This is a genomic window from Methanomassiliicoccales archaeon, assembly GCA_036504055.1.
Classification (GTDB): Archaea; Thermoplasmatota; Thermoplasmata; order Methanomassiliicoccales; family UBA472; genus DASXVU01.
Window position 1 is genome coordinate 114377 of sequence record DASXVU010000048.1, and the last position, 18147, is coordinate 132523.

Sequence of the window (18147 nt, forward strand, 5' to 3'; positions counted from 1 at the left end):
TTTTGCCTAAATTATTCCAATCTTACCGATTGGACTTCCTTATGGTGGTCGCTTGCACCGATGACAGCCGGTGTTCGCTGCCGTCCTCCGAGACCAACACGAGCGCTCCGGTGGCATCCACCCCGGTCGCTTTCCCAACGATCGTCGTTCCGTCCGACTCGACCTCGATCTCCGAGCCTATCGTGGATGACCGTCTGGTATACTCGGACGCCTCGAACGTTCCTTTCAGGAACGACGCATAGAAGGTGTCCAGACGGTAAAGGAGAATATTGAGGAACGCCTCCCGGTCGAATACTTTGCCGGCACAGGCGCTCACCGAGGTGGCCCCCGGAACCCCCAGGCTCTCCGGCTCCACGTTCAGGTTGATACCGATGCCCAGAACCAAGTAGGCGATCTCGCTCCCCTTGGACAGCGACTCCACCAGCAGGCCGGCGACCTTCTGTCCGTTGATCTCGACGTCGTTAGGCCATTTTACGGTCGCCCTGCATCCGGACGCTTCCTCGATGGTCTGGGCCACGGGAACGCAGGCGAGGACCGTCATCCGGAGCATGTCGTGGACCGGCACCTTCGGCCTCAGGAGGACGGAAAGATAGACGCCTCCTTCAGGCGATGACCAGGTGCGCCCCATCCTGCCCCTGCCAGCAACCTGGACCTTTGCGGTGACGACCAGGCCTTCCTCCTCGCCTTCGTTCGCCAGGGATTTCATCAGATCATTGGTCGATGCGACCTCGTCCTTGACGATGACCTTTCTTCCGATGATCATCGATAGTCCACTTCTCAGACCCTGATCTCCTTCAGGGCGGTGAGCCTGTAGTTGCCTTTCAGGCCGGACAGCATCGTCCGCAGTCCTTCCTTGAGCGCCTCGGCCCCTCCGGGATATTTGCTCACGTCGGCGACCAGTTCCATGCTCATCTTCTCGTAGTAGACCAGGACCTTGGTGTGCAGGGCCAGAAGATTGATGTCGAACCCCGCCAGCTGTTTGGTCACCTCGAATATCGAGCCGGGCTTGTCCGGTATCTCGATGTCGATCTGGGCCAGCTTGATGCTCGGCCTCATGAACGTGAGGGAAAGGACCCAGGCGTCCGTATCTCCGACCATCATGACCGGGGCGCCGTCCTTGACCCCCTCGAGCATCTTCAGGTAGTCGGCGGGGATCTCGATCTCGCCGTTCTTGATCATCGAAGGGGCTTTGGACGCTTTCTTCAGCGCTTTGGCCTTGACCATCTGGCCTCGACCAGATGTGCCCTTGGTGTAGCGGTCACTGATGTGCGATTCCTTGATCTCCATGGCGTCTATGTTGGAGACGGCCGTGGACTTCTGCTTCTTCAGCATATCGAAGTCCTCCTGCAGCTGGGGCAATTCCCCGAAGTAGCTGAGGTCGACGAGCATCTTCCACACCATGGTGACATTGGAGATCATGCTGATCGAGACGGAGTTGAGAATGTCTATGTTCCTCTCGGAGAGGAACTTGGAGACCTGGGCGCATGAACCGGGAACGTCCAGCATATAGAACGTCGCCTCGCATATCTGACGATAGTTCTCCGGTCCAAAGGTGGAGAGCACGATCTCGTATCCGGTGTTGCCGTTGAAATCGTAGCGGAACATCGTGGAGTAGACCTGGCATCCGTCGACGAGACCCAGCGGACCGCCCAATTTCTCACCGATCTTGACCCTCGAATTGTTCATCCTTCCGAATTCCCATAGCCTCATTTTCGGACCCGGCACGCCAATGACATTTCGCTTGATAAACCTTGTCAATGGCGTTCAAATAGGGTAGCGTATGCTGGCTCGTACTTCTGAGATCACGGTCGTTCCCTTGTGGCCACTTGAGCGTTGGATGAACGCCCTGACCCTATATGGCTCGATCAGAGGCCGGTCTAGTTCGTCCTGCCGTTCCAAAGGGCGCCAAAATCCCGTCGGACAATATCATGAGGCGGCTTCCATCCTTAGGATCGAAAGGGTCATGATTCGAGATCGTGCAGGTGACCATGATCACATCGAGGGATCACATCCAGGACGTCCAGGTGACCACTTCGTGAATTAGTTTTGGGATTCTATTCATCAAGTGTAGGGTCTGACGGGTTTCTATTCTGACATTCGATCATGCTAGGAGGTGATTAACGGTTCGATCGAATCCCATTATGTTAATATTAATGATAGGTAAATAATAGTTGTCCAGCATGACGATCTGTTCTACAAGGACTAACACCGAGTCAACAATCTATATATACCATGTCCTACGTCGCCTCGAAAGTCCGAAATCTGTACTATCCGAAAGACGTACGGTTGTGCCCGGGCAGAGGATGATACACAGATGGATGCCATAAACAGATCGATCGAATCGATTGCCGAGGGCATGTTCCTTACCGCGACCATGTCGAACAAGCTGATCTTCGCGCAAAAGGCACGTGAAGGGATGCCCGGGCTGCCTGCATCAAGGATATTGGTCCTAACGATCCTGAACAAAAAGGGTCCCCAGACCATATCGAAAGTGGCGGACCACATATCCTATTCAAAGCAAAGCATGACCACGATAGTCGATCAGATGGAGAACGACGGAATGGTCGAAAGGGTACCGGACACAACGGACCGAAGGGTCACGCTGTTGAAGATCACCACGAAAGGCATCGAGGCTCTGAACCAGAACAGGGAATTGGCGAAGGAGAGGCTCAAGGAAGGGCTTTCTCAGCTCGAGGAAAAGGACATCGAGCGTCTGGAAGAGGCGTTCCAGACGGTCCTTCAGATACTGCCCTTCGCAAAGCTCACCGCTTCCATGCCGCAGAACAAAGATGAGAACACGGAGAATTGAAATCATGTCCAAGGAAAAGAAAGGTCTCGAGTACGGATGGGTCGTCCTTTCGGTGACCACGATCGGAATATTGATGGCGTCGATCCAGTCGTCGGCCCTGCTTATCTCTCTACCAGAAATGATGAGCAGTCTCCACATGGACTTCCTGACCGTCATGTGGGTGATCCTGGTCTACATGCTGGTGACCACCGTCGCGGTGCCGGTCTTCGGCCGGTTGGCGGACATGTTCGGGCGGAAGAGGCTATACGTTCTGGGCTTTGCCATCTTCTCCCTCGGCAGTCTGCTCTGTGCCCTCGCCAATGCACAGTACCAAGGCTACGACCTGGTCGGCTACCGCATCATCCAGGGCATAGGCGGCGCCTTGATGATGGCGAACGGTGCGGCCATGGTGGTGGACGCCTTCGACGCCCGGAAACTGGGCTTCGGCCTGGGCGTCAACATGGTCGCGGGCGGTGCCGGCATCGTGCTCGGTCCGCTGGTCGGCGGGGCCCTGTCGCCCCTGGGGTGGCAATGGATATTCCTTATCAACGTGCCCCTCGGCGTGATAGGGACCATATGGGCGTTCGTGAGGCTGCGCGAACCGATCAAGATGCCCAAGGGGCAAAGCTTCGACTGGGCTGGAAGCTCGATCTTCACGATCGGACTGACGGCATTCCTGCTGGCCTTGACCTTCATAGCCTTCCCCGGAATGATGGGGATGGAGATGATCTACCTCCTGTTCGCCGCTGGCGGGATCGGGATCATCGCCTTCCTCTACATCCAGACCCGGTCGAGGTACCCGATGATGGACCTGACGCTGTTCCACGACAGGGTGTTCGCCCTGGGCAACACCACCTTCTTCCTGAACAGCCTTTGCCGTGGGGCGGTCCTTTTCCTGCTCATATTCTTCCTGCAGGGGCCGTACGGCCAGGACCCGCTGACGGCGGGCATAAGCCTTATCCCGTTCGGCATAACCTTCATCATAGTCGGTCCGCTGTCCGGCAAGGGTTCGGACCGATACGGTCCCAGGCTGTTCACCATCGTCGGGCTGGTGCTCTCATCGGCGTCGTTGCTCGGCTTCGCCTTCGTGGACCACACCACACCGTTCTGGTTCCTGGTGGTGCTCATGGTCCTGATGGGCATAGGCGGCGGCCTGTTCAGCTCGCCGAACAGCAGCACGGTCATGAACACCGTGAGGCCGGAAAAGAGGGGCATTGCCTCCGGCACCCGGACGATGCTGGGGAACGTCGGGTCGATGTTCTCCTTGGCCCTGGCCTTCCCGCTGGTGCTCAGCAACATCTCCAGTTCCGAACTGGCCAAGCTGTTCATCGTGGGCGGGGGCATGGGCACCGAGGCATTGCACTCGTTCGAGAGCGGTCTCCACACGGCCTTCATCCTGTTCTTCGTCATGTCGGTAGTGGCGGTGATCATCTCCATGTACCGGCCAAAGAAGTGTCCGGAGAACTGCGATGCGCCGGTACCGGTCACGTCTGGAAAGGAGTGAGAAACTTGAGCATGTACCATAACATCCTGATACCCACCGATGGCAGCGAGTACAACCACGCAGCGATAAGCCACGGCCTGGCCCTGGCAAAGATGGCCGACGCCGAGGTCACGGCGATATTCGTGGTGGACGAGTCGGCCATCATGTCCTCGTCGAACGGGGCCTACTTGGCCAACGTCTATCCGATCCTCGAGGAGGAGGGGAAGAAGGCTGTGGAAGAGGTCCGGGAACAGGGTCAGAAAATGGGGGTCAAGGTCACGACACGCATCGACCGGGGATCTCCGGCCAAGGTCATCATCGACGAGTCCGTGGGCTTTGACCTGGTGGTCATGGGCTCCATGGGACGCTCCGGCGTCTCCAAGCTGATGCTGGGCAGCGTTGCCGAGAAATTGGTGAGGTTGTCCCAATGCCCCGTTCTCGTCGTGAAGAACCCCAAGTTCCACGGTTGATCCGCGATCAATGAATCCCGATGGGAAGGACGGCGGCACGAAAGCCAGCTGAAACGTGCTATAGCTGTCGCAGTTCGTATGCGCAGATGACCCGGTCGTTGAGCGGTTCGGTCTCCATCAGGCGCTTGCCTTTCTCGGTGACCCTGACGATGACCCCTTCCTCAACGTCGATGAGGGCGCGGGATGCCAGCTCGTCGATCGCCGTCCTTACCGCGGTTGCTAGAGTGCCCTCGGTGGCGTCCATGGAAAGCTCCTCGATGCACCTGCTTGGGGATTCCAGGCAGTATAGCTCCTTGCTGCCCTCATCATCCTCCATCATAAGAGGATTGTAGAAGCATATCTCCAGGCCATCGGACACGTCCGAGAACTGGGTCTCCCTTTCCCCTTCGGCCGGCCTTACCACCAGTGGACAATGGAGCAGCAGCTGGGTCATGGTGTGGGTCAGGGTCTCGGGAGTGATGTGCACGTCCCGGCAGATGATCCCGGTGTCTATGATCCCCACGTTCGTTCTCTCCAGGCGCGAGGCGAGAGCCACATCGCTCATGACCATCTTCGGCAGGTTCAGGGTATAGACCGCCGTCACCGCCACCTTGGCCTCTTCGATCACCTTCTCGTCCTCGATGACCGTGCAACGCAGGTCGTGAGGTGTGATGAACCACGACCAGTCTTCCCATAGGTCGTCCGGAATGTTTACTAGCTCCATCGATGAGGCGATTATCCCCCTCATTTAAATCTGTATCTTATCAGTCATTCTAGATAGGCAAGCAATCGACCCAGTTATGCGAATGTTATCTCGCCGATTTCAATGGTTCGACAATCGTTTCTCTGAAGAGTCCCATAGACTTTTCTATCTAGGCTAGGTGGGATAGGGCAGGGCCGTTTGCTTCTTGATGTCCGATCTGATTCTTGATCTTCTTAGGTTTCATTTGTTTAAAAATGCGTCTATGTATCTCGTCAATACTTCATTGAGAACGATACTAACGTAATAAATGATAGATTCCGATGATTAGCCGCCTAATCCATAAATAGTGAATCGTTCCCCTTCCTTTCGTTCCCGCAAACGGGAAATGGTTAATGGGGCGACTAAATGAAACAACCAAGATATAGCATTCCGAGGGAGGTCGTGAGATGACCCTTCCCGGCGAAAAAGGTGTAACGAAAAAGAGGAGCGTGAAACCGGTTTATGTTTTCTTGGCCAGCCTATTGGTCGTGGCATTCCTTTTGTCCATATCCTCGACAGCGGTCTCGGCCATTCCTGCCAACGGCAATCATAAGACCGTAGGATTCAACACACCGGGAAATGTCCTGGTAACGGATCAGTTCAACAACCGGGTTATCGAGATCAATCCGCTTAATGGCAATATTGTCTGGAGCTATGGATCCAATAATCCCAATGATATGACTCCGATCGCTGGGCACATAATTGCCCCTAACTGGGCGGAGAGGCTATCGGGCGGTCTGACGATAATGGCCGGTACCGGAACCTCTCTGGTGCCGGACAACCGGGTCATCGTGGTCAATCAATGGGGCGCTATCGTGTGGCAGTATGGCCAGGGCGGTGTGGCCGGCAACGGTCCGAACCAGCTTAACGTGCCTGTCTGTGCCATTCAGCTTCCCAACCATGACATCCTGATCACTGACCAGGCCAACAATCGGATCATCGAGGTCAATCTGTTCCATCAAGTCGTGTGGTCATACGGCCCCACCTCTGGTCCTGGCGCTCTCAACAGTCCGAACAGCGCTGAACTGCTCAAGAACGGTCATATCCTGATCGCGGATGAGGCTAACAACCGTGTCATTGAGATAGACCGTGCAGGTAACATTGTCTGGCAGTATAGCGGCACTATCAATGGCGCTGCGTTCGCCAGCAGGCTGTCCAACGGGGACACGCTGATCACTGATGCCGGCAATGCTCGGATATTGGAGGTCAACCACTGCAAGCAGATAGTATTCCAGTACTTCACGAACACGGACCCCCAAAGCAATCCTAATCCGGCGCCGACCAACGCCGTTAGGCTGAAAAACGGCAATATAATAATTGCCGACCAATTCAACGACCGAGTGTTCATAATCAATGCCTGCAAGCAGATAATATGGCAATATGGTAAGATCAACGTCGTCGGAAACACGACCGGCCTGTTGAACGCACCATACACAGCGTTCGTTATCGGGGACTATACTGGGCAGACAGTACCACCGCACAGTTTCTACCCATACTTTCACTGGGAGAAAGATAGAAGGTGGTGTCGATAAGTCATACCAACCTTTGAAGACGGCCTAAACCTCTTCATTTTCTTCATTATCTGATCATTCTATATAATGTTAATATAGTAGATATCTACTGCGTAGATGTCAACTCAGTAGGGATATACCTACTTTGATGTTCCAGGTGAACGATGATCGGACGACATTTCGTGTATAAAGGCAATCGCATCAGCCCTCCCCAGTTCTTGATGCTGGTGATTCTGAGAAAGGGGCCGATGTACGGTTACGAGGTGCTCAAGGTCCTGCGGGATGAGTTCCAAGGATTCTGGGTGCCGCAGACCGGGGCCATCTACCCGGCACTGAAGAGGCTGGAGGAGCAGAAGCTCATCCTCTCGGACGTGAAGGACGGAAAGGAGTACTATTCACTGACCCAGGAGGGAAAGGAATGGATGCTGGAGAACCTGAAGTCGATCTCCCAGGAGGCCCAGTTCATGGGCCGGTACTTCAGTTTCCTGGGCAGGGCGGCCAGCGAAACGGTTGGCCTCATCCCGGCGACACAGGAGCAGCTTGATGCATCGGTCCAGCTGCCCTTGCATCTAGCCTCCCTGCTCAGGGACGACCTGACGGTGAAGGAACGCCTGGAGATGCTGAAAGGTGCACAGAGGATGATGAACACACATCTTCGGGGCATCGAGAAGGCCATTGCCAAATATGAGCAGATGGACGATTCAGACACGAAGAAGATGCTTATCAAGGAGAGGATCGAAAGGGTCCTCCATGAGAAGGAGAAAAAGGAGTAGGACATAAATGGTAGCGATAATCGAAGTGAAGGACCTGGTCAAGGTCTACAACGGTTCCATCCGGGCGGTGGACGGGATATCGTTCGAGGTGGCCGAGGGCGAGGTCTTCGGATTCCTCGGCCCCAACGGGGCAGGAAAGACCACCACCATCAAGATGCTGACGACGCTCCTGCTGCCCACCAGCGGGGAGTGCAAGGTGTGCGGCTACGATGCGGTCAAGCAGCCGACGGAAGTGCGCCGCTCGATCGGACTGGTCCCACAGGAGCTAACCGTCGACGACGACCTTACCGGCCGGGAGAACATGCTGCTGCAGGCGACGTTGTACGGCGTCGAGCTGAAGGTGGCCAAGGAAAGGATCAACGACCTGCTGAAGCTGGTGAAGCTGGAGGAGGCCGCCGAACGCATGGTCAAAACCTATTCCGGCGGCATGCGGAAACGCCTGGAGCTGGCCGAGGGACTGATCCACCGGCCCAAGGTGCTTTTCCTGGACGAGCCGACGCTCGGCCTGGACATCCAGACCCGGACCACCATGTGGGAGCACATCCGGGAGCTGAAGAAGAGCTCCAACATGACGGTGTTCATGACCACCCACTACCTCGAGGAAGCGGACTCGCTCTGTGACCGCATCGGCATCATCGACAAGGGCAAGATCATGGCGATGGACACGCCGCACAAGCTGAAGGAATCGCTGGGCGGGGACGTGATCTCGCTCAAGGTATCGGGCGAAACGGACTTCACCGAGGCGATCAAGCAGGTCGAGGGCGTGTTCAGCGTCAAAAAGGAGGATGGGTCCTACCGGGTCAAAGTGCTGAACGGAGAGACCGTGACCGCACCGTTGCTGCAGGAGATATCCAAGAACGGCGGCAAGGTGACATACGTCACATTGGAAAGGCCGAACATGGACCAGGTGTTCCTGGAATACACCGGACGTTCGCTGCGCGACGCGGAACAGATGGGCAGCTTCGACAAAGTCGCTAACATGCGCCAGATGAGGAGGTCGAGCTGATGATACGGGAAACATGGGCCCTCACGGTGAGGGAACTAAAGCACTGGTACCGGGCAAAGATCCAGATCTTCATGATGCTGGTGCAGCCGATCGTGTGGCTGGGCCTGTTCGGGCAGGCGTTCGCCTTCCCGTTGGACCCGAGGCTGCTCAACGGCGCGCCGGACTACATGTCGTACATGTCCGTGGGTCAATTGGCCATCATAGCGCTGTTCACCTGCATGTTCGTCGGCATGTCGCTGGTCTGGGACCGCAGGTTTGGGTTCCTGAACAAGCTGCGCGCCTCGCCGATCCCGCGCGCCTCGATCCCCATATCGAGGGTGCTGGCCACGGTGGTCAGGGCGGTCGTCGCAGCGATGCTGGTGCTCATCATAGCGCTGCTGTTCGCACACATCCCGGGACTGAAAGGTCTGACGATCACGGCCAACTTCGGAGTGATGGAGTTCCTCGGAATACTGCTGATACTGGGTCTGCTGGCCACCGCGTTCGCGTCGATATTCGTCGCGATCGCCCTGAGCATCAAGCAGCAGGAGACGCTGTTCGCGGTGATCAATCTGGTCAACCTCCCGCTGATGTTCGCTTCGGCGGCGCTGTTCCCGGTGAGCAGCATGCCGGACTGGCTGCAGGCCGTGGCGAAGGTGAACCCATTGACGTTGGCGGTGGACGGGATGAGACAGCTGATGTTCTCCGGCTCGACCGGGATATACTCGTTGGGAGTGGATATCCTGGGTCTGCTGGTGTTCTCGGTGGTCTTCATCATCCTGGGAATAGTCGTCGCCATGCGCGCGCTGAAGGAGAAGTAAACGATTTAGGGGCGGAAGCCCCGGTTCAATTTATTTATTTCATTCCAGACTGATTCTGGTCACTGAGAATTATTTCATTGGATTATTTCTATACAAAAAGAACATCTTGCGCCCAGATTTCCTCATATCCAAGAACCCGAGTTTGGTCAGAAGGAGCAGGTCTGTCCTCGCTGTTTGATGGACGACATTGAATTTGGAGACAATCTCGGCCACTGTTACAGCCGTATCCTTACGCTTGAGAAAATCCTTGAGGATCTCAGCCTGTCTGAAGTTCAATTCTGGGTGCATCTCGACGATCGCTGTCGCCGTTCTGGCCTCCTCCTGTTTCCTTTTGATGTACGCCTTCGTATTCTCCAAGGCCTTCTCCATGCACTCAAGATTGAAATTTATGAAATATGTCACATCATTTTCATCCGTCTCGGTATAGAGGTAGGCAAGGTTGTACCGGCCCCGACTTTGTTTGATAACCTTCGAGACAGCCATATATTCGAAGAGCCAGTAGCCAGATCTCATGGCTTTCCAGTACATCAGCGCCCTTGCCAATCGACCATTGCCATCGACGAATGGATGGAGATATCCGATCATGAAATGGATCACGATCGCCTTTAATAGCGGGTGCAGATAGCCACCGGAATCGTCATCGTTCGCAAATGCGCATAGCTTCTCCATGTATTCCGGGATCTTGACATGGGATGGCGGTTGGTGGTATATCGTACCCTCCAGGGGGTCCATGACGACCGTCTCGTCATCCTGCCTGAACCGTCCTTCGAATTTTGGGTCATCAAGGGTATCATGCGTTATTAGCCGGTGGAGTTCCAGGATGGATGATTCCGTCAATGTCCGGTCAGCCATCTCCTTGATCCTTTGCATAGTGACATAATCATTGACGATCATCCTCTCGGAATGGGAGCGGGGTCTCCTTCCCTCTCTAAGCATGCGCTTCGCTTCCTTGGTGGTCGTAACAGCCCCTTCCAGTTGACTTGAGGCTATCGCTTCCTCCATCAGCGAACTCACTATGTACCGTTCCATCTCCGATTCATGAAGGGGCTCAGCAACCACGATCGATCCAGACGCTCCGATATCAAGGATGTGGAGGATACGATGGGCCTCCTTGGTGATGTTGTACTGGAGCTCTACATCTCCAAAATCGATGGGATAGGAATTGCCCATCCTCGACAATTTCACAAGGGCCCAGGTATATTCGGGGTCTTGGAGGTCTTTTCTTCTAAGCTCATCCCAATGGATGTAGTCCTCGTCGTAACGTTTTGCCAATTCCAAGGACTTCTTGAATAGACCTTCTTTGATAATTCTGTCCTGCAATTGACTGTAGGGTATTGGCTTCTCAGGCATCTTCATCTTAGCACTATTCGATAAGTAATATCGAACTGGACATAATAACCTATTGCTAATACAATACATTTTAGCAATAATTAGCATTTCCACAAACTACATGATTACTACTAATCTGACATTGATTAGCAGTAATCATCAATGCCGGTATAAGCGCATCCATCTTCACAAATGGCCAATATATGGTCTAAACGGACTCATTGCGATTGTCGGTCACGAATCGATACGGTCCTTGATGAACTGGATTATCGGCAGGAGCGGTTCGATCCCGGGCATGTCCATCGGCGAAACACCGAGCAGGTCCGCGCCCTTGACCACGTTCGAGTTCGGCAGCGTCGCGATGAGCAGCAGGTGCTCCTTCTTCAGCTCCTTGGCCACCAGCGCTTCCTCGTTCTCCGTAGAACACTTGTTCAAAACGACGAAAATGTTCCCGACCCCAATCTCCTTGGCCATCCGGGCGATGGTGATGGCGGTGTCCACCGACCTCATTCCCGGTTCCACCACTATCAGCATGACGTCGACGTTCCTGGCGGTGGAGCGGCCCAGATGCTCCAGTCCCGCCTCCATGTCCATGATGACGACCTCTTCTCCGGACAGGACGTGGGACATGAGCGCTTTCAGAAGCGAGGATTCCGGACAGAAGCATCCGCTTCCCGGCGTCTCGATCGTCCCGAGGACCAGCAACGTCACGCCATCCGGTGCCCGGAGGCCGTAATGGTCAACGATGTCGTCCACCTTCGGGTTCAGCTTGAACATGCCGCCGTAGCTCGACCCGGGCCGTGCCCCGGTCCGTTCCTCGATCAGGTCCAGCATCCCGGACAGCGGCGTGATCGATTCACGTTCGTTCCTATGCACGCCCAGTGCCGACGCCAAACTGGTGGCCGGGTCGGCGTCGATGGCTATCACCTTGCTGCCCTGGCGGGCATAGAGTCGGGCGAGCATCGCGGCGACGGTGGTCTTGCCCACCCCGCCCTTGCCCGCTACGGCGATCTTCATCGTGCTACTTCCTGATGAATACGATCCCATGGCTCATCAGGTTGGCCTCCTTCAGCGTGACCCCGGTCAATACCTTTCGCTGACCGAGGATGTCGATGAAGACCGTCTCGTCACCGTTGATGACGATCCTTGACACATCCTTCATGACCTCCTTCACTCCCCCGTCCTCCTCCATGAAGACCGTCGACTCGCACATGATGATGCCATTGCAGGAACGATACTTAAATTGGTCGGATATTTCCAGGAATGCATGAAATGAGAGGTGTGGCATCCAGTTTTGCATGGTGGGGAACCATAAGCTCAAAACGACTCAGGACGCCACAGAGGAAAAATTACGAAATCAGGGGTATATGATATCTTGCCTTGGTTTAATAATCCGATAATGCAAGGATCAGGCGAACTTCCACTGCGAGAATTTTCCGTTGGACTTCCGGCGCGGCGGTCTGGGGATCTCCTCGATCAATGCGTTGAAGATGTAACGCACCGGTACCCGCTTCATCTGTCCGGTCCAGTAGGGGCATTTGGTGCACCGGAACCCGAGGTCCACCTTCTCGTCGAAAAGGGTCTTGTTCCTTATCTGCACGGTCTCCGAACCGCACACCGGGCACTTGCCCTTGGTGGATGTCTCGGTAGTCTCGCGATAATGGATGTGGAGCTTGATGGGCGCCTTGAGCACGGCCGCCTTGCGGATGCGGATCTCGCTCGCGGTGAAGTCCGAATCCCTCTTCTTCAGCGCTTTGTGCACCAGCTCGGTGAGCATCCTCTGGGAGTCGACGGTCTGCTTCTCCCGGATAACCTCGGATATCGCCTCTACCAATATCTTAGACGGCGGTATGCGGTAGCTCATTCGGGCCCACAATAATCTGTGAGTACACATATTTTTCCGATGATGTGACACTTCGTTCGTGCACCGGTCTTCATCATCCGTTCCGGACCCGGCGTCTACGGAAGGCTCACCGTTCCCGCATGACCAGACGTTCCGATACGTAGATGCCGAGGATGATCAATGCCATGCCGGCGAAGGTGAACACGGTCACCGCCTCCCCGAGCACGAGGGCGGCCAGAAGAACGCCGGCCAACGGGTTCAGGTAGATGAACATGCCCACGGTGGAGGCGGGCAGCTTCTCCACTCCGTTGTTGTACATGAAGAACGCCGCCAGCGAACAGAATATGGTCAGGAAGGCCATCGCGATCCAGGTGTCGCCCACGAACGCCGTGGGCGGGGTCATCGGTGAGAGCAGCAGGAACGGTAGCATCTCCAGCGCCCCGAAGATGAACACGTAGTTCAGCACCGTCAGCGTCGTGTACCTCTGGTTGATCGGCTTGCCGATGACGGTGTAGACGGCCCAGACCACGCAGCTGAGCAATGCCACGCCGTCGCCGAGCAGGTTGGCGGATAACGCGAACCCTCCGGACATGACCACGAAGGCGACGCCGGCGAACGCCATCACGGTCCCGAGCAGCTTGTTCCGGGTGACCTTCTCCTTGGTCATCAGGGACGAACCGAAAATAATGAAGAAAGGGGCCAGGCAGAAGATGAGCGTGAAATTGGTGACGCTGGTGTTTTCCAGCGCAAGCACCTGCAGGAGGAACTCCAGCGGGATGCCCAGGAACGCCAGCACCGCGAGCAGCGGAAGGTCCCTCATCTTTACGGCCAGCGCCTTGCGCCCCTTCCACAGCGAGGTGATGGCGAACAGTATGATCGCCGCCACGGAGAACCGATAGGCCACGATCTCGAAGATGTCCAGCTGGGTGAGCGCTACTTTGACCGCCACCCCGGACGCGCCCCAGAAGATGTTGGTCAGGACCAGCCCGATGAACAACCAGAACGCCCAGCCATCGCTATGACGCCTGTCGGTTTCTTTGGGGACCTCATCAGAGCTAACGGTATCGCCAGGCCCTCGAACACGCTCCCCATATTTGATGCTTCCAAGATAACCGATTCGTCATAAGAATGGCTGAACTCCCCTGGCCACATGATATCCGCCTACTGAAAAAAGAAATAGCCAAGGCATCCATTGATTCCGGGATATCATGTCAAAGGCTAGGGTCATCATCATGGGAGCGGCAGGCCGGGACTTCCACAACTTCAACACCTACTTCCGGGACAACGAATCGTACGAAGTGGTGGGCTTCACCGCCGCTCAGATCCCGAACATCTCCGACCGGAAATACCCTGCGGAGCTGGCCGGTAAGCTTTACCCTGACGGGATCTTGATCCATCCGGAATCGGACCTGGTGTCGCTCATTCATAAGGAGAGGATCGAACAGGTGGTGTTCGCCTATTCCGACATCTCCCACATCGACCTGATGCACAAGGCGTCGCTGGTGCTGGCGAACGGCGCGGATTTCCGGCTGATGGGGAATCCGGCGATCACCCTCCAGTCATCCAAACCGGTGATCAGCGTCTGTGCCGTACGTACCGGGGCGGGCAAGAGCCAGACCACCCGGAAGATCTGCCGTTTCCTGAAGAAGAAGGACCTGAGGGTGACCGCGGTGAGGCATCCGATGCCCTATGGCGACCTGGTGAAGCAGGCGGTGCAGCGTTTCGCCACGTACGAAGATCTTGACAAGAACGATTGCACCATCGAGGAACGCGAGGAGTATGAGCCGCTCATCGACAACGGCATCGTGGTATACGCCGGGGTCGACTACGAGAAGATCCTTCGGGAAGCGGAGAAGGAGTCGGACGTGATCATCTGGGACGGGGGGAACAACGACACCTCGTTCTACAAGTCCAACATCCATATCGTGATCGCCGACCCGCATCGGCCGGGGCATGAGCTGACCTATCATCCGGGAGAGACGAACGTGCGCATGGCGGACGTGGTGGTCATCAACAAGGTGAACACCGCGGACCGGAAGGACATCCTGACGGTGAAGGAGAACGTGAGACTATTGAACCCTGGTGCCCAGATCATCGAGGCGGCCTCGCCGATAAAGGTGGACGACCCGTCGATGATCCGCGGCAAGCGTGTCCTGGTGGTGGAGGACGGTCCGACGGTGACGCACGGCGGAATGGCCTACGGGGCCGGCACGATCGCCGCCGAGGACAACGGGGCGAAGGAACTGGTCGATCCGCGGAAATATGCCGTCGGCTCGATAGCCGAGACCTTCCGGAAGTTCACCAACCTGGGGCCGATACTGCCGGCTATGGGCTATAGTGAGTTACAGGTCCATGAGCTTCAGGAGACCATCAACAACACCGAATGCGACGTGGTGGTGGCCGGCACCCCGATCGACCTGAACCGGGTGATAAAGGTGAACAAGCCGATAGTCCGCGTGCATTACGAGCTGGCGGAGATAGGCCATCCGACCCTGGAGGAGTACATCGACCAGAGCCTGGGGCCGCTGCTGGAGAAGTGCGACGACATGTGCAAGATACTGTGATGGTTCGGTCGACCGGACCCAGTTTCACTCAACGATGTCCGGCAGGACCCGCTCTTCGGGATCATCGTAATGTTCCACTTCGATGGTCACGTTAGGCTTGATTCCGGCCAGGGCAGGCAGGACGTGATTGAGGATCTGTTCGGCGGTCGCCTTGAATCTCCGCCCTCGCATGCTCACCTTGCACCAGCCGTCCTTATCCTTGTAATAGAACTCGGTGGAGTTCTTGCCCTTGATCTTGATGACATAGGTCTCGTTGGTCAGGTTCATGGTTCGCCTATGGCGAGTCCGAATCATCAAGATTTTGCCAACCTATTCACAGCTGGTGGAAGTTGGACTGGCGAAATGGTTGGATCCTTAGGAAATATAGAGGCAAGAATGATACCCATCATGAACTGCCAAGGTACTTTGTATTCTATCCAAAAAGAATGAAATAGTGTCTACCGCATCGACTGGATGCTTGCGGGGGTAGCCAAGCTCGGCCAACGGCGCAGGACTTAAGATTCTGTCCCTAGCGGTTCGCGGGTTCGAATCCCACCCCCCGCACTTTTAGCTCCGGGGTTATATCCATATTGAACAAATGTCCCATTTTATAATAATTCTAACAATATAATGAACAATTAATAGCCCCTTTATGTCGTCGCCTTCGGGGTCTATTCAGACGTCAGCAGTCGCTTCAAAATACCCCTGAATGTATAGTAATTATTGACATTTGTCAGCGGTGAATTTGCGAATGAATAACATTGTTCCTTCAATGTACGAAATCGACCTTAATGTTGACAATGGACGGTTGGTGGGAACGTCCCTCGGACAGAACCCGAAAACAACATGACTAAAGATCTAATTGGCGATCATTAAGGTCCGTAAGGCAGGATAATCTCTAAGTTAGGATAATGATATGATATTTTGATTATTAATTGAAAGGTCTCTATCTATGGCAGTAAGATTGGAGCAATTGGATTCAGGATTCGATTTCGAAGCCCATAAAAGGAAGGCCATGGAAGACTATGGTAAAATCCGCCTTTTGTATCTGCAATTTTCCAATGTGGTCAAACATATCATGGAAAAGGCCTTGGCTGAAAAAAAGGTTAAAGTCAGTTCGATAGAGACACGGGCAAAAAGCATTCAAAGTTTCGGAGAGAAGGCTGGGGAATCGTCAAAGAATAACCCAAACCAACCCAAATATGCCACACCGATGAAGGATATTAATGATATGGCAGGGATCAGAGTCATAATATTTTTCCCAAATGATATAAAAAGAGTGGACGATTGTATAAGGACTGAGTTCGGCGTCGAAAAATATGTGGAGCATTCCTCTTCGAAGTTTCAGGAGGAGCAAGGGCACTTTGGTTATCAAAGTAAGCATTTTATAATTCGTCTAAAGAGTCGACGAACCGTTCTTCCGGAATATCGACCATATAAGGACCTGAGAGCCGAGATCCAGGTTCGAACGGTCCTCCAACATGCATGGGCTGAGATAGAACATGATATCCAGTACAAGTCACCAACTAACATTCCTGAGGAACTGAAGGGGCGGTTTTCGGAATTGGCGAAAGTGCTAAATAACGCAGATGATGAATTTCAAGACATTCAAAAGACAGATGACATTTTACGGACAACGGCTCGGGCATCTGTAAAACTTGGTGATTACGATCAGGTCGAGATCACTCCGGATTCTCTTAGAACATATCTTAACAAGCGTTTTGGTTCAGAGAATACCAATATTGACATTTTTTATGACCAGGAAACAGATGTCTTACACTATCTCGGTTTCTCTAACTTGGGACAGGTAGAAGAATGCATAAAGGGTAACGATAACGACAAGATAAGCAGGTTATTGAATTCCGGAAGGTTAATAGATAATCAAAAGGTCCGATTTGAGGATGCGTTGATTGCTGCAATGGGGGAGTCATATCTGAAGGATCATCCTTTGGCATCAAAGACCTTTTTTCAAGGTGATGTCAAGAGGAAGATCAAGATCTTGAAAGAGAACAATATGGTCGTTGGTTCCTATCGCCCTAAGAACCTTGATTCCGAGCAAGATCACTTGGACCAATGAACATTGCTCTTCATGGCTCGTGCCGGGATTCCAGCAGCCATAGAGTGATAGGGTATGTCCCTGGACACCACCGACCTGGCCGCAAACCGAACCGTCGCCGGCATATACACCTTTATGATCGTCCATGAAATCATTCATAGCAATGGAGGGGGCAGTTCATTTTTCGATGAAGGATTGCTAACCCTGGGCTCTCCATTTCTTGTAAGGAAGTACAACGTCAACACTGCAACCAATCCAACCCCAGCCCCGATTATTAGGTGAAATATTGCCTGTGACGTAGTCTCATGTTCCACATAGCGAGTGAAGACGACAGATAGGGTATCGAACCCTTTCTTTGAATCCGGCTCGTCGAGCTTTATATATTCCATTCCCACCAAGAATCCTCCAGGGGTGCTCCTGCCCACTATCAATGTAATGATCTGCTTGTTGAGGGCATAAGCGAAAGCTACCTCTTGTTGTACTATTTGGGAGGATGCGCTTGATTCGGTGCAGAGGTAAACAAGGATATCGGAGGAACGGATAGCAAGATCAAGCTTTAGCGGCAGACGCTGTCCGGGTCTTGGGTCGTCCTCGGCCATATAGACGGATACCCCGAGCCCTTCGATCTTATCTTTAATTACTCTCGCAAGGGCCTCATCCAAATTGGAATGGCTTAGGAAGACCTTCATTGTTAATCCCCATGCATCAGCGCCCTCTTCCCGATTTAACTCCATCGGGCTGCGCATCACAAGGTGGTAATTATATCGGCCTTGGCCAAATTGCATGATGCCGTTCACTCGTCCCGGACACTTCGTCATGCCCTT

The 18147-nt window shown here is 54.3% G+C and carries 19 protein-coding genes and 1 tRNA gene; 10 read left to right on the forward strand and 10 right to left on the reverse strand.

The window, feature by feature from the left end:
* Nucleotides 1–22: 22 nt before the first annotated feature.
* Together VGK23_12790 and VGK23_12795 are read right to left on the reverse strand one after the other, a co-directional pair.
* Nucleotides 23–763, reverse strand: coding sequence for a biotin--[acetyl-CoA-carboxylase] ligase (locus VGK23_12790; protein HEY3421421.1), 741 nt, complete (start codon nt 761–763; stop codon nt 23–25).
* Nucleotides 764–777: 14 nt separating this feature from the next.
* Nucleotides 778–1710, reverse strand: a complete 933-nt coding sequence (locus VGK23_12795) for a hypothetical protein (GenBank protein HEY3421422.1) — start codon at nt 1708–1710, stop codon at nt 778–780.
* 604 nt (nt 1711–2314) lie between these two features.
* Here VGK23_12795 and VGK23_12800 point away from each other — a divergent pair.
* The 3 genes from VGK23_12800 to VGK23_12810 are packed head-to-tail and all read left to right on the forward strand — an operon-like array spanning nt 2315 to nt 4741.
* Complete coding sequence (locus VGK23_12800; GenBank protein HEY3421423.1) at nt 2315–2809, forward strand: MarR family transcriptional regulator; 495 nt, start codon at nt 2315–2317, stop codon at nt 2807–2809.
* A gap of 4 nt (nt 2810–2813) precedes the next feature.
* Nucleotides 2814–4292, forward strand: coding sequence for an MFS transporter (locus VGK23_12805; protein ID HEY3421424.1), 1479 nt, complete (start codon nt 2814–2816; stop codon nt 4290–4292).
* Nucleotides 4293–4303: 11 nt separating this feature from the next.
* Entirely contained in the window at nt 4304–4741 is a 438-nt protein-coding gene (locus tag VGK23_12810; GenBank protein ID HEY3421425.1) for a universal stress protein, read from the forward strand.
* Nucleotides 4742–4799: 58 nt separating this feature from the next.
* Here the strand turns inward: VGK23_12810 and VGK23_12815 are convergent, their stop codons facing one another.
* A complete protein-coding gene (locus VGK23_12815; protein ID HEY3421426.1) occupies nt 4800–5444 on the reverse strand; it encodes a hypothetical protein in 645 nt (214 codons plus the stop codon).
* 425 nt (nt 5445–5869) lie between these two features.
* Here VGK23_12815 and VGK23_12820 point away from each other — a divergent pair, with 425 nt between their 5' ends.
* From VGK23_12820 to VGK23_12835, 4 genes are all read left to right on the forward strand, one after another.
* Entirely contained in the window at nt 5870–6994 is a 1125-nt protein-coding gene (locus VGK23_12820) for a PQQ-binding-like beta-propeller repeat protein (protein HEY3421427.1), read from the forward strand.
* 143 nt (nt 6995–7137) lie between these two features.
* Nucleotides 7138–7746 carry a PadR family transcriptional regulator gene (locus tag VGK23_12825; protein ID HEY3421428.1) on the forward strand — a complete coding sequence of 203 codons (609 nt, stop codon included), beginning with the start codon at nt 7138–7140 and terminating at the stop codon, nt 7744–7746.
* Nucleotides 7747–7753: 7 nt separating this feature from the next.
* Entirely contained in the window at nt 7754–8752 is a 999-nt protein-coding gene (locus VGK23_12830) for an ATP-binding cassette domain-containing protein (GenBank protein ID HEY3421429.1), read from the forward strand.
* Complete coding sequence (locus tag VGK23_12835; GenBank protein HEY3421430.1) at nt 8752–9552, forward strand: ABC transporter permease; 801 nt, start codon at nt 8752–8754, stop codon at nt 9550–9552. The genes VGK23_12830 and VGK23_12835 overlap by 1 nt, the downstream gene beginning before the upstream one ends.
* A gap of 69 nt (nt 9553–9621) precedes the next feature.
* Here the strand turns inward: VGK23_12835 and VGK23_12840 are convergent, their stop codons facing one another.
* The 5 genes from VGK23_12840 to VGK23_12860 all read right to left on the reverse strand — a co-directional run bounded on the left by VGK23_12840 (nt 9622) and on the right by VGK23_12860 (nt 13721).
* Nucleotides 9622–10908, reverse strand: coding sequence for a Fic family protein (locus VGK23_12840; GenBank protein ID HEY3421431.1), 1287 nt, complete (start codon nt 10906–10908; stop codon nt 9622–9624).
* A gap of 207 nt (nt 10909–11115) precedes the next feature.
* Nucleotides 11116–11898, reverse strand: a complete 783-nt coding sequence (locus VGK23_12845) for an AAA family ATPase (protein HEY3421432.1) — start codon at nt 11896–11898, stop codon at nt 11116–11118.
* Between the two features lie 4 nt (nt 11899–11902).
* The gene (locus VGK23_12850) at nt 11903–12094 is read right to left on the reverse strand and encodes a CooT family nickel-binding protein (protein ID HEY3421433.1); all 192 of its coding nucleotides are present in this window, start codon (nt 12092–12094) and stop codon (nt 11903–11905) included.
* A 195-nt stretch (nt 12095–12289) separates the two neighbouring features.
* On the reverse strand, nt 12290–12745 hold the full coding sequence (locus VGK23_12855; GenBank protein ID HEY3421434.1) for a hypothetical protein: 456 nt from the start codon (nt 12743–12745) through the stop codon (nt 12290–12292).
* Nucleotides 12746–12851: 106 nt separating this feature from the next.
* On the reverse strand, nt 12852–13721 hold the full coding sequence (locus VGK23_12860; GenBank protein ID HEY3421435.1) for a DMT family transporter: 870 nt from the start codon (nt 13719–13721) through the stop codon (nt 12852–12854).
* Nucleotides 13722–13932: 211 nt separating this feature from the next.
* On the opposite strand from VGK23_12860, the gene VGK23_12865 reads away from it, so the two are divergent.
* A complete protein-coding gene (locus VGK23_12865; GenBank protein ID HEY3421436.1) occupies nt 13933–15288 on the forward strand; it encodes a cyclic 2,3-diphosphoglycerate synthase in 1356 nt (451 codons plus the stop codon).
* Between the two features lie 24 nt (nt 15289–15312).
* On the opposite strand, the gene VGK23_12870 is transcribed toward VGK23_12865, so the two are convergent.
* Entirely contained in the window at nt 15313–15555 is a 243-nt protein-coding gene (locus tag VGK23_12870; GenBank protein ID HEY3421437.1) for a hypothetical protein, read from the reverse strand.
* 192 nt (nt 15556–15747) lie between these two features.
* Between VGK23_12870 and VGK23_12875 the strand changes: the two genes are divergently transcribed.
* Together VGK23_12875 and VGK23_12880 are read left to right on the forward strand one after the other, a co-directional pair.
* Nucleotides 15748–15831: transfer RNA gene (locus VGK23_12875), tRNA-Leu, on the forward strand.
* Between the two features lie 388 nt (nt 15832–16219).
* Entirely contained in the window at nt 16220–17344 is a 1125-nt protein-coding gene (locus VGK23_12880; protein HEY3421438.1) for a hypothetical protein, read from the forward strand.
* Between the two features lie 134 nt (nt 17345–17478).
* Here the strand turns inward: VGK23_12880 and VGK23_12885 are convergent, their stop codons facing one another.
* The gene (locus VGK23_12885; protein ID HEY3421439.1) at nt 17479–18057 is read right to left on the reverse strand and encodes a toll/interleukin-1 receptor domain-containing protein; all 579 of its coding nucleotides are present in this window, start codon (nt 18055–18057) and stop codon (nt 17479–17481) included.
* Between the last annotated feature and the right edge of the window lie 90 nt (nt 18058–18147).

Bases quoted from the DNA above. Each gene is read 5' to 3' on its own strand.
- VGK23_12790 (HEY3421421.1), bottom strand. From the start codon at position 763: ATGATCATCGGAAGAAAGGTCATCGTCAAGGACGAGGTCGCATCGACC.
- VGK23_12795 (HEY3421422.1), bottom strand. From the start codon at position 1,710: ATGAGGCTATGGGAATTCGGAAGGATGAACAATTCGAGGGTCAAGATC.
- VGK23_12800 (HEY3421423.1), top strand. From the start codon at position 2,315: ATGGATGCCATAAACAGATCGATCGAATCGATTGCCGAGGGCATGTTC.
- VGK23_12805 (HEY3421424.1), top strand. From the start codon at position 2,814: ATGTCCAAGGAAAAGAAAGGTCTCGAGTACGGATGGGTCGTCCTTTCG.
- VGK23_12810 (HEY3421425.1), top strand. From the start codon at position 4,304: ATGTACCATAACATCCTGATACCCACCGATGGCAGCGAGTACAACCAC.
- VGK23_12815 (HEY3421426.1), bottom strand. From the start codon at position 5,444: ATGGAGCTAGTAAACATTCCGGACGACCTATGGGAAGACTGGTCGTGG.
- VGK23_12820 (HEY3421427.1), top strand. From the start codon at position 5,870: ATGACCCTTCCCGGCGAAAAAGGTGTAACGAAAAAGAGGAGCGTGAAA.
- VGK23_12825 (HEY3421428.1), top strand. From the start codon at position 7,138: ATGATCGGACGACATTTCGTGTATAAAGGCAATCGCATCAGCCCTCCC.
- VGK23_12830 (HEY3421429.1), top strand. From the start codon at position 7,754: ATGGTAGCGATAATCGAAGTGAAGGACCTGGTCAAGGTCTACAACGGT.
- VGK23_12835 (HEY3421430.1), top strand. From the start codon at position 8,752: ATGATACGGGAAACATGGGCCCTCACGGTGAGGGAACTAAAGCACTGG.
- VGK23_12840 (HEY3421431.1), bottom strand. From the start codon at position 10,908: ATGAAGATGCCTGAGAAGCCAATACCCTACAGTCAATTGCAGGACAGA.
- VGK23_12845 (HEY3421432.1), bottom strand. From the start codon at position 11,898: ATGAAGATCGCCGTAGCGGGCAAGGGCGGGGTGGGCAAGACCACCGTC.
- VGK23_12850 (HEY3421433.1), bottom strand. From the start codon at position 12,094: ATGTGCGAGTCGACGGTCTTCATGGAGGAGGACGGGGGAGTGAAGGAG.
- VGK23_12855 (HEY3421434.1), bottom strand. From the start codon at position 12,745: ATGAGCTACCGCATACCGCCGTCTAAGATATTGGTAGAGGCGATATCC.
- VGK23_12865 (HEY3421436.1), top strand. From the start codon at position 13,933: ATGTCAAAGGCTAGGGTCATCATCATGGGAGCGGCAGGCCGGGACTTC.
- VGK23_12870 (HEY3421437.1), bottom strand. From the start codon at position 15,555: ATGAACCTGACCAACGAGACCTATGTCATCAAGATCAAGGGCAAGAAC.
- VGK23_12880 (HEY3421438.1), top strand. From the start codon at position 16,220: ATGGCAGTAAGATTGGAGCAATTGGATTCAGGATTCGATTTCGAAGCC.
- VGK23_12885 (HEY3421439.1), bottom strand. From the start codon at position 18,057: ATGGAGTTAAATCGGGAAGAGGGCGCTGATGCATGGGGATTAACAATG.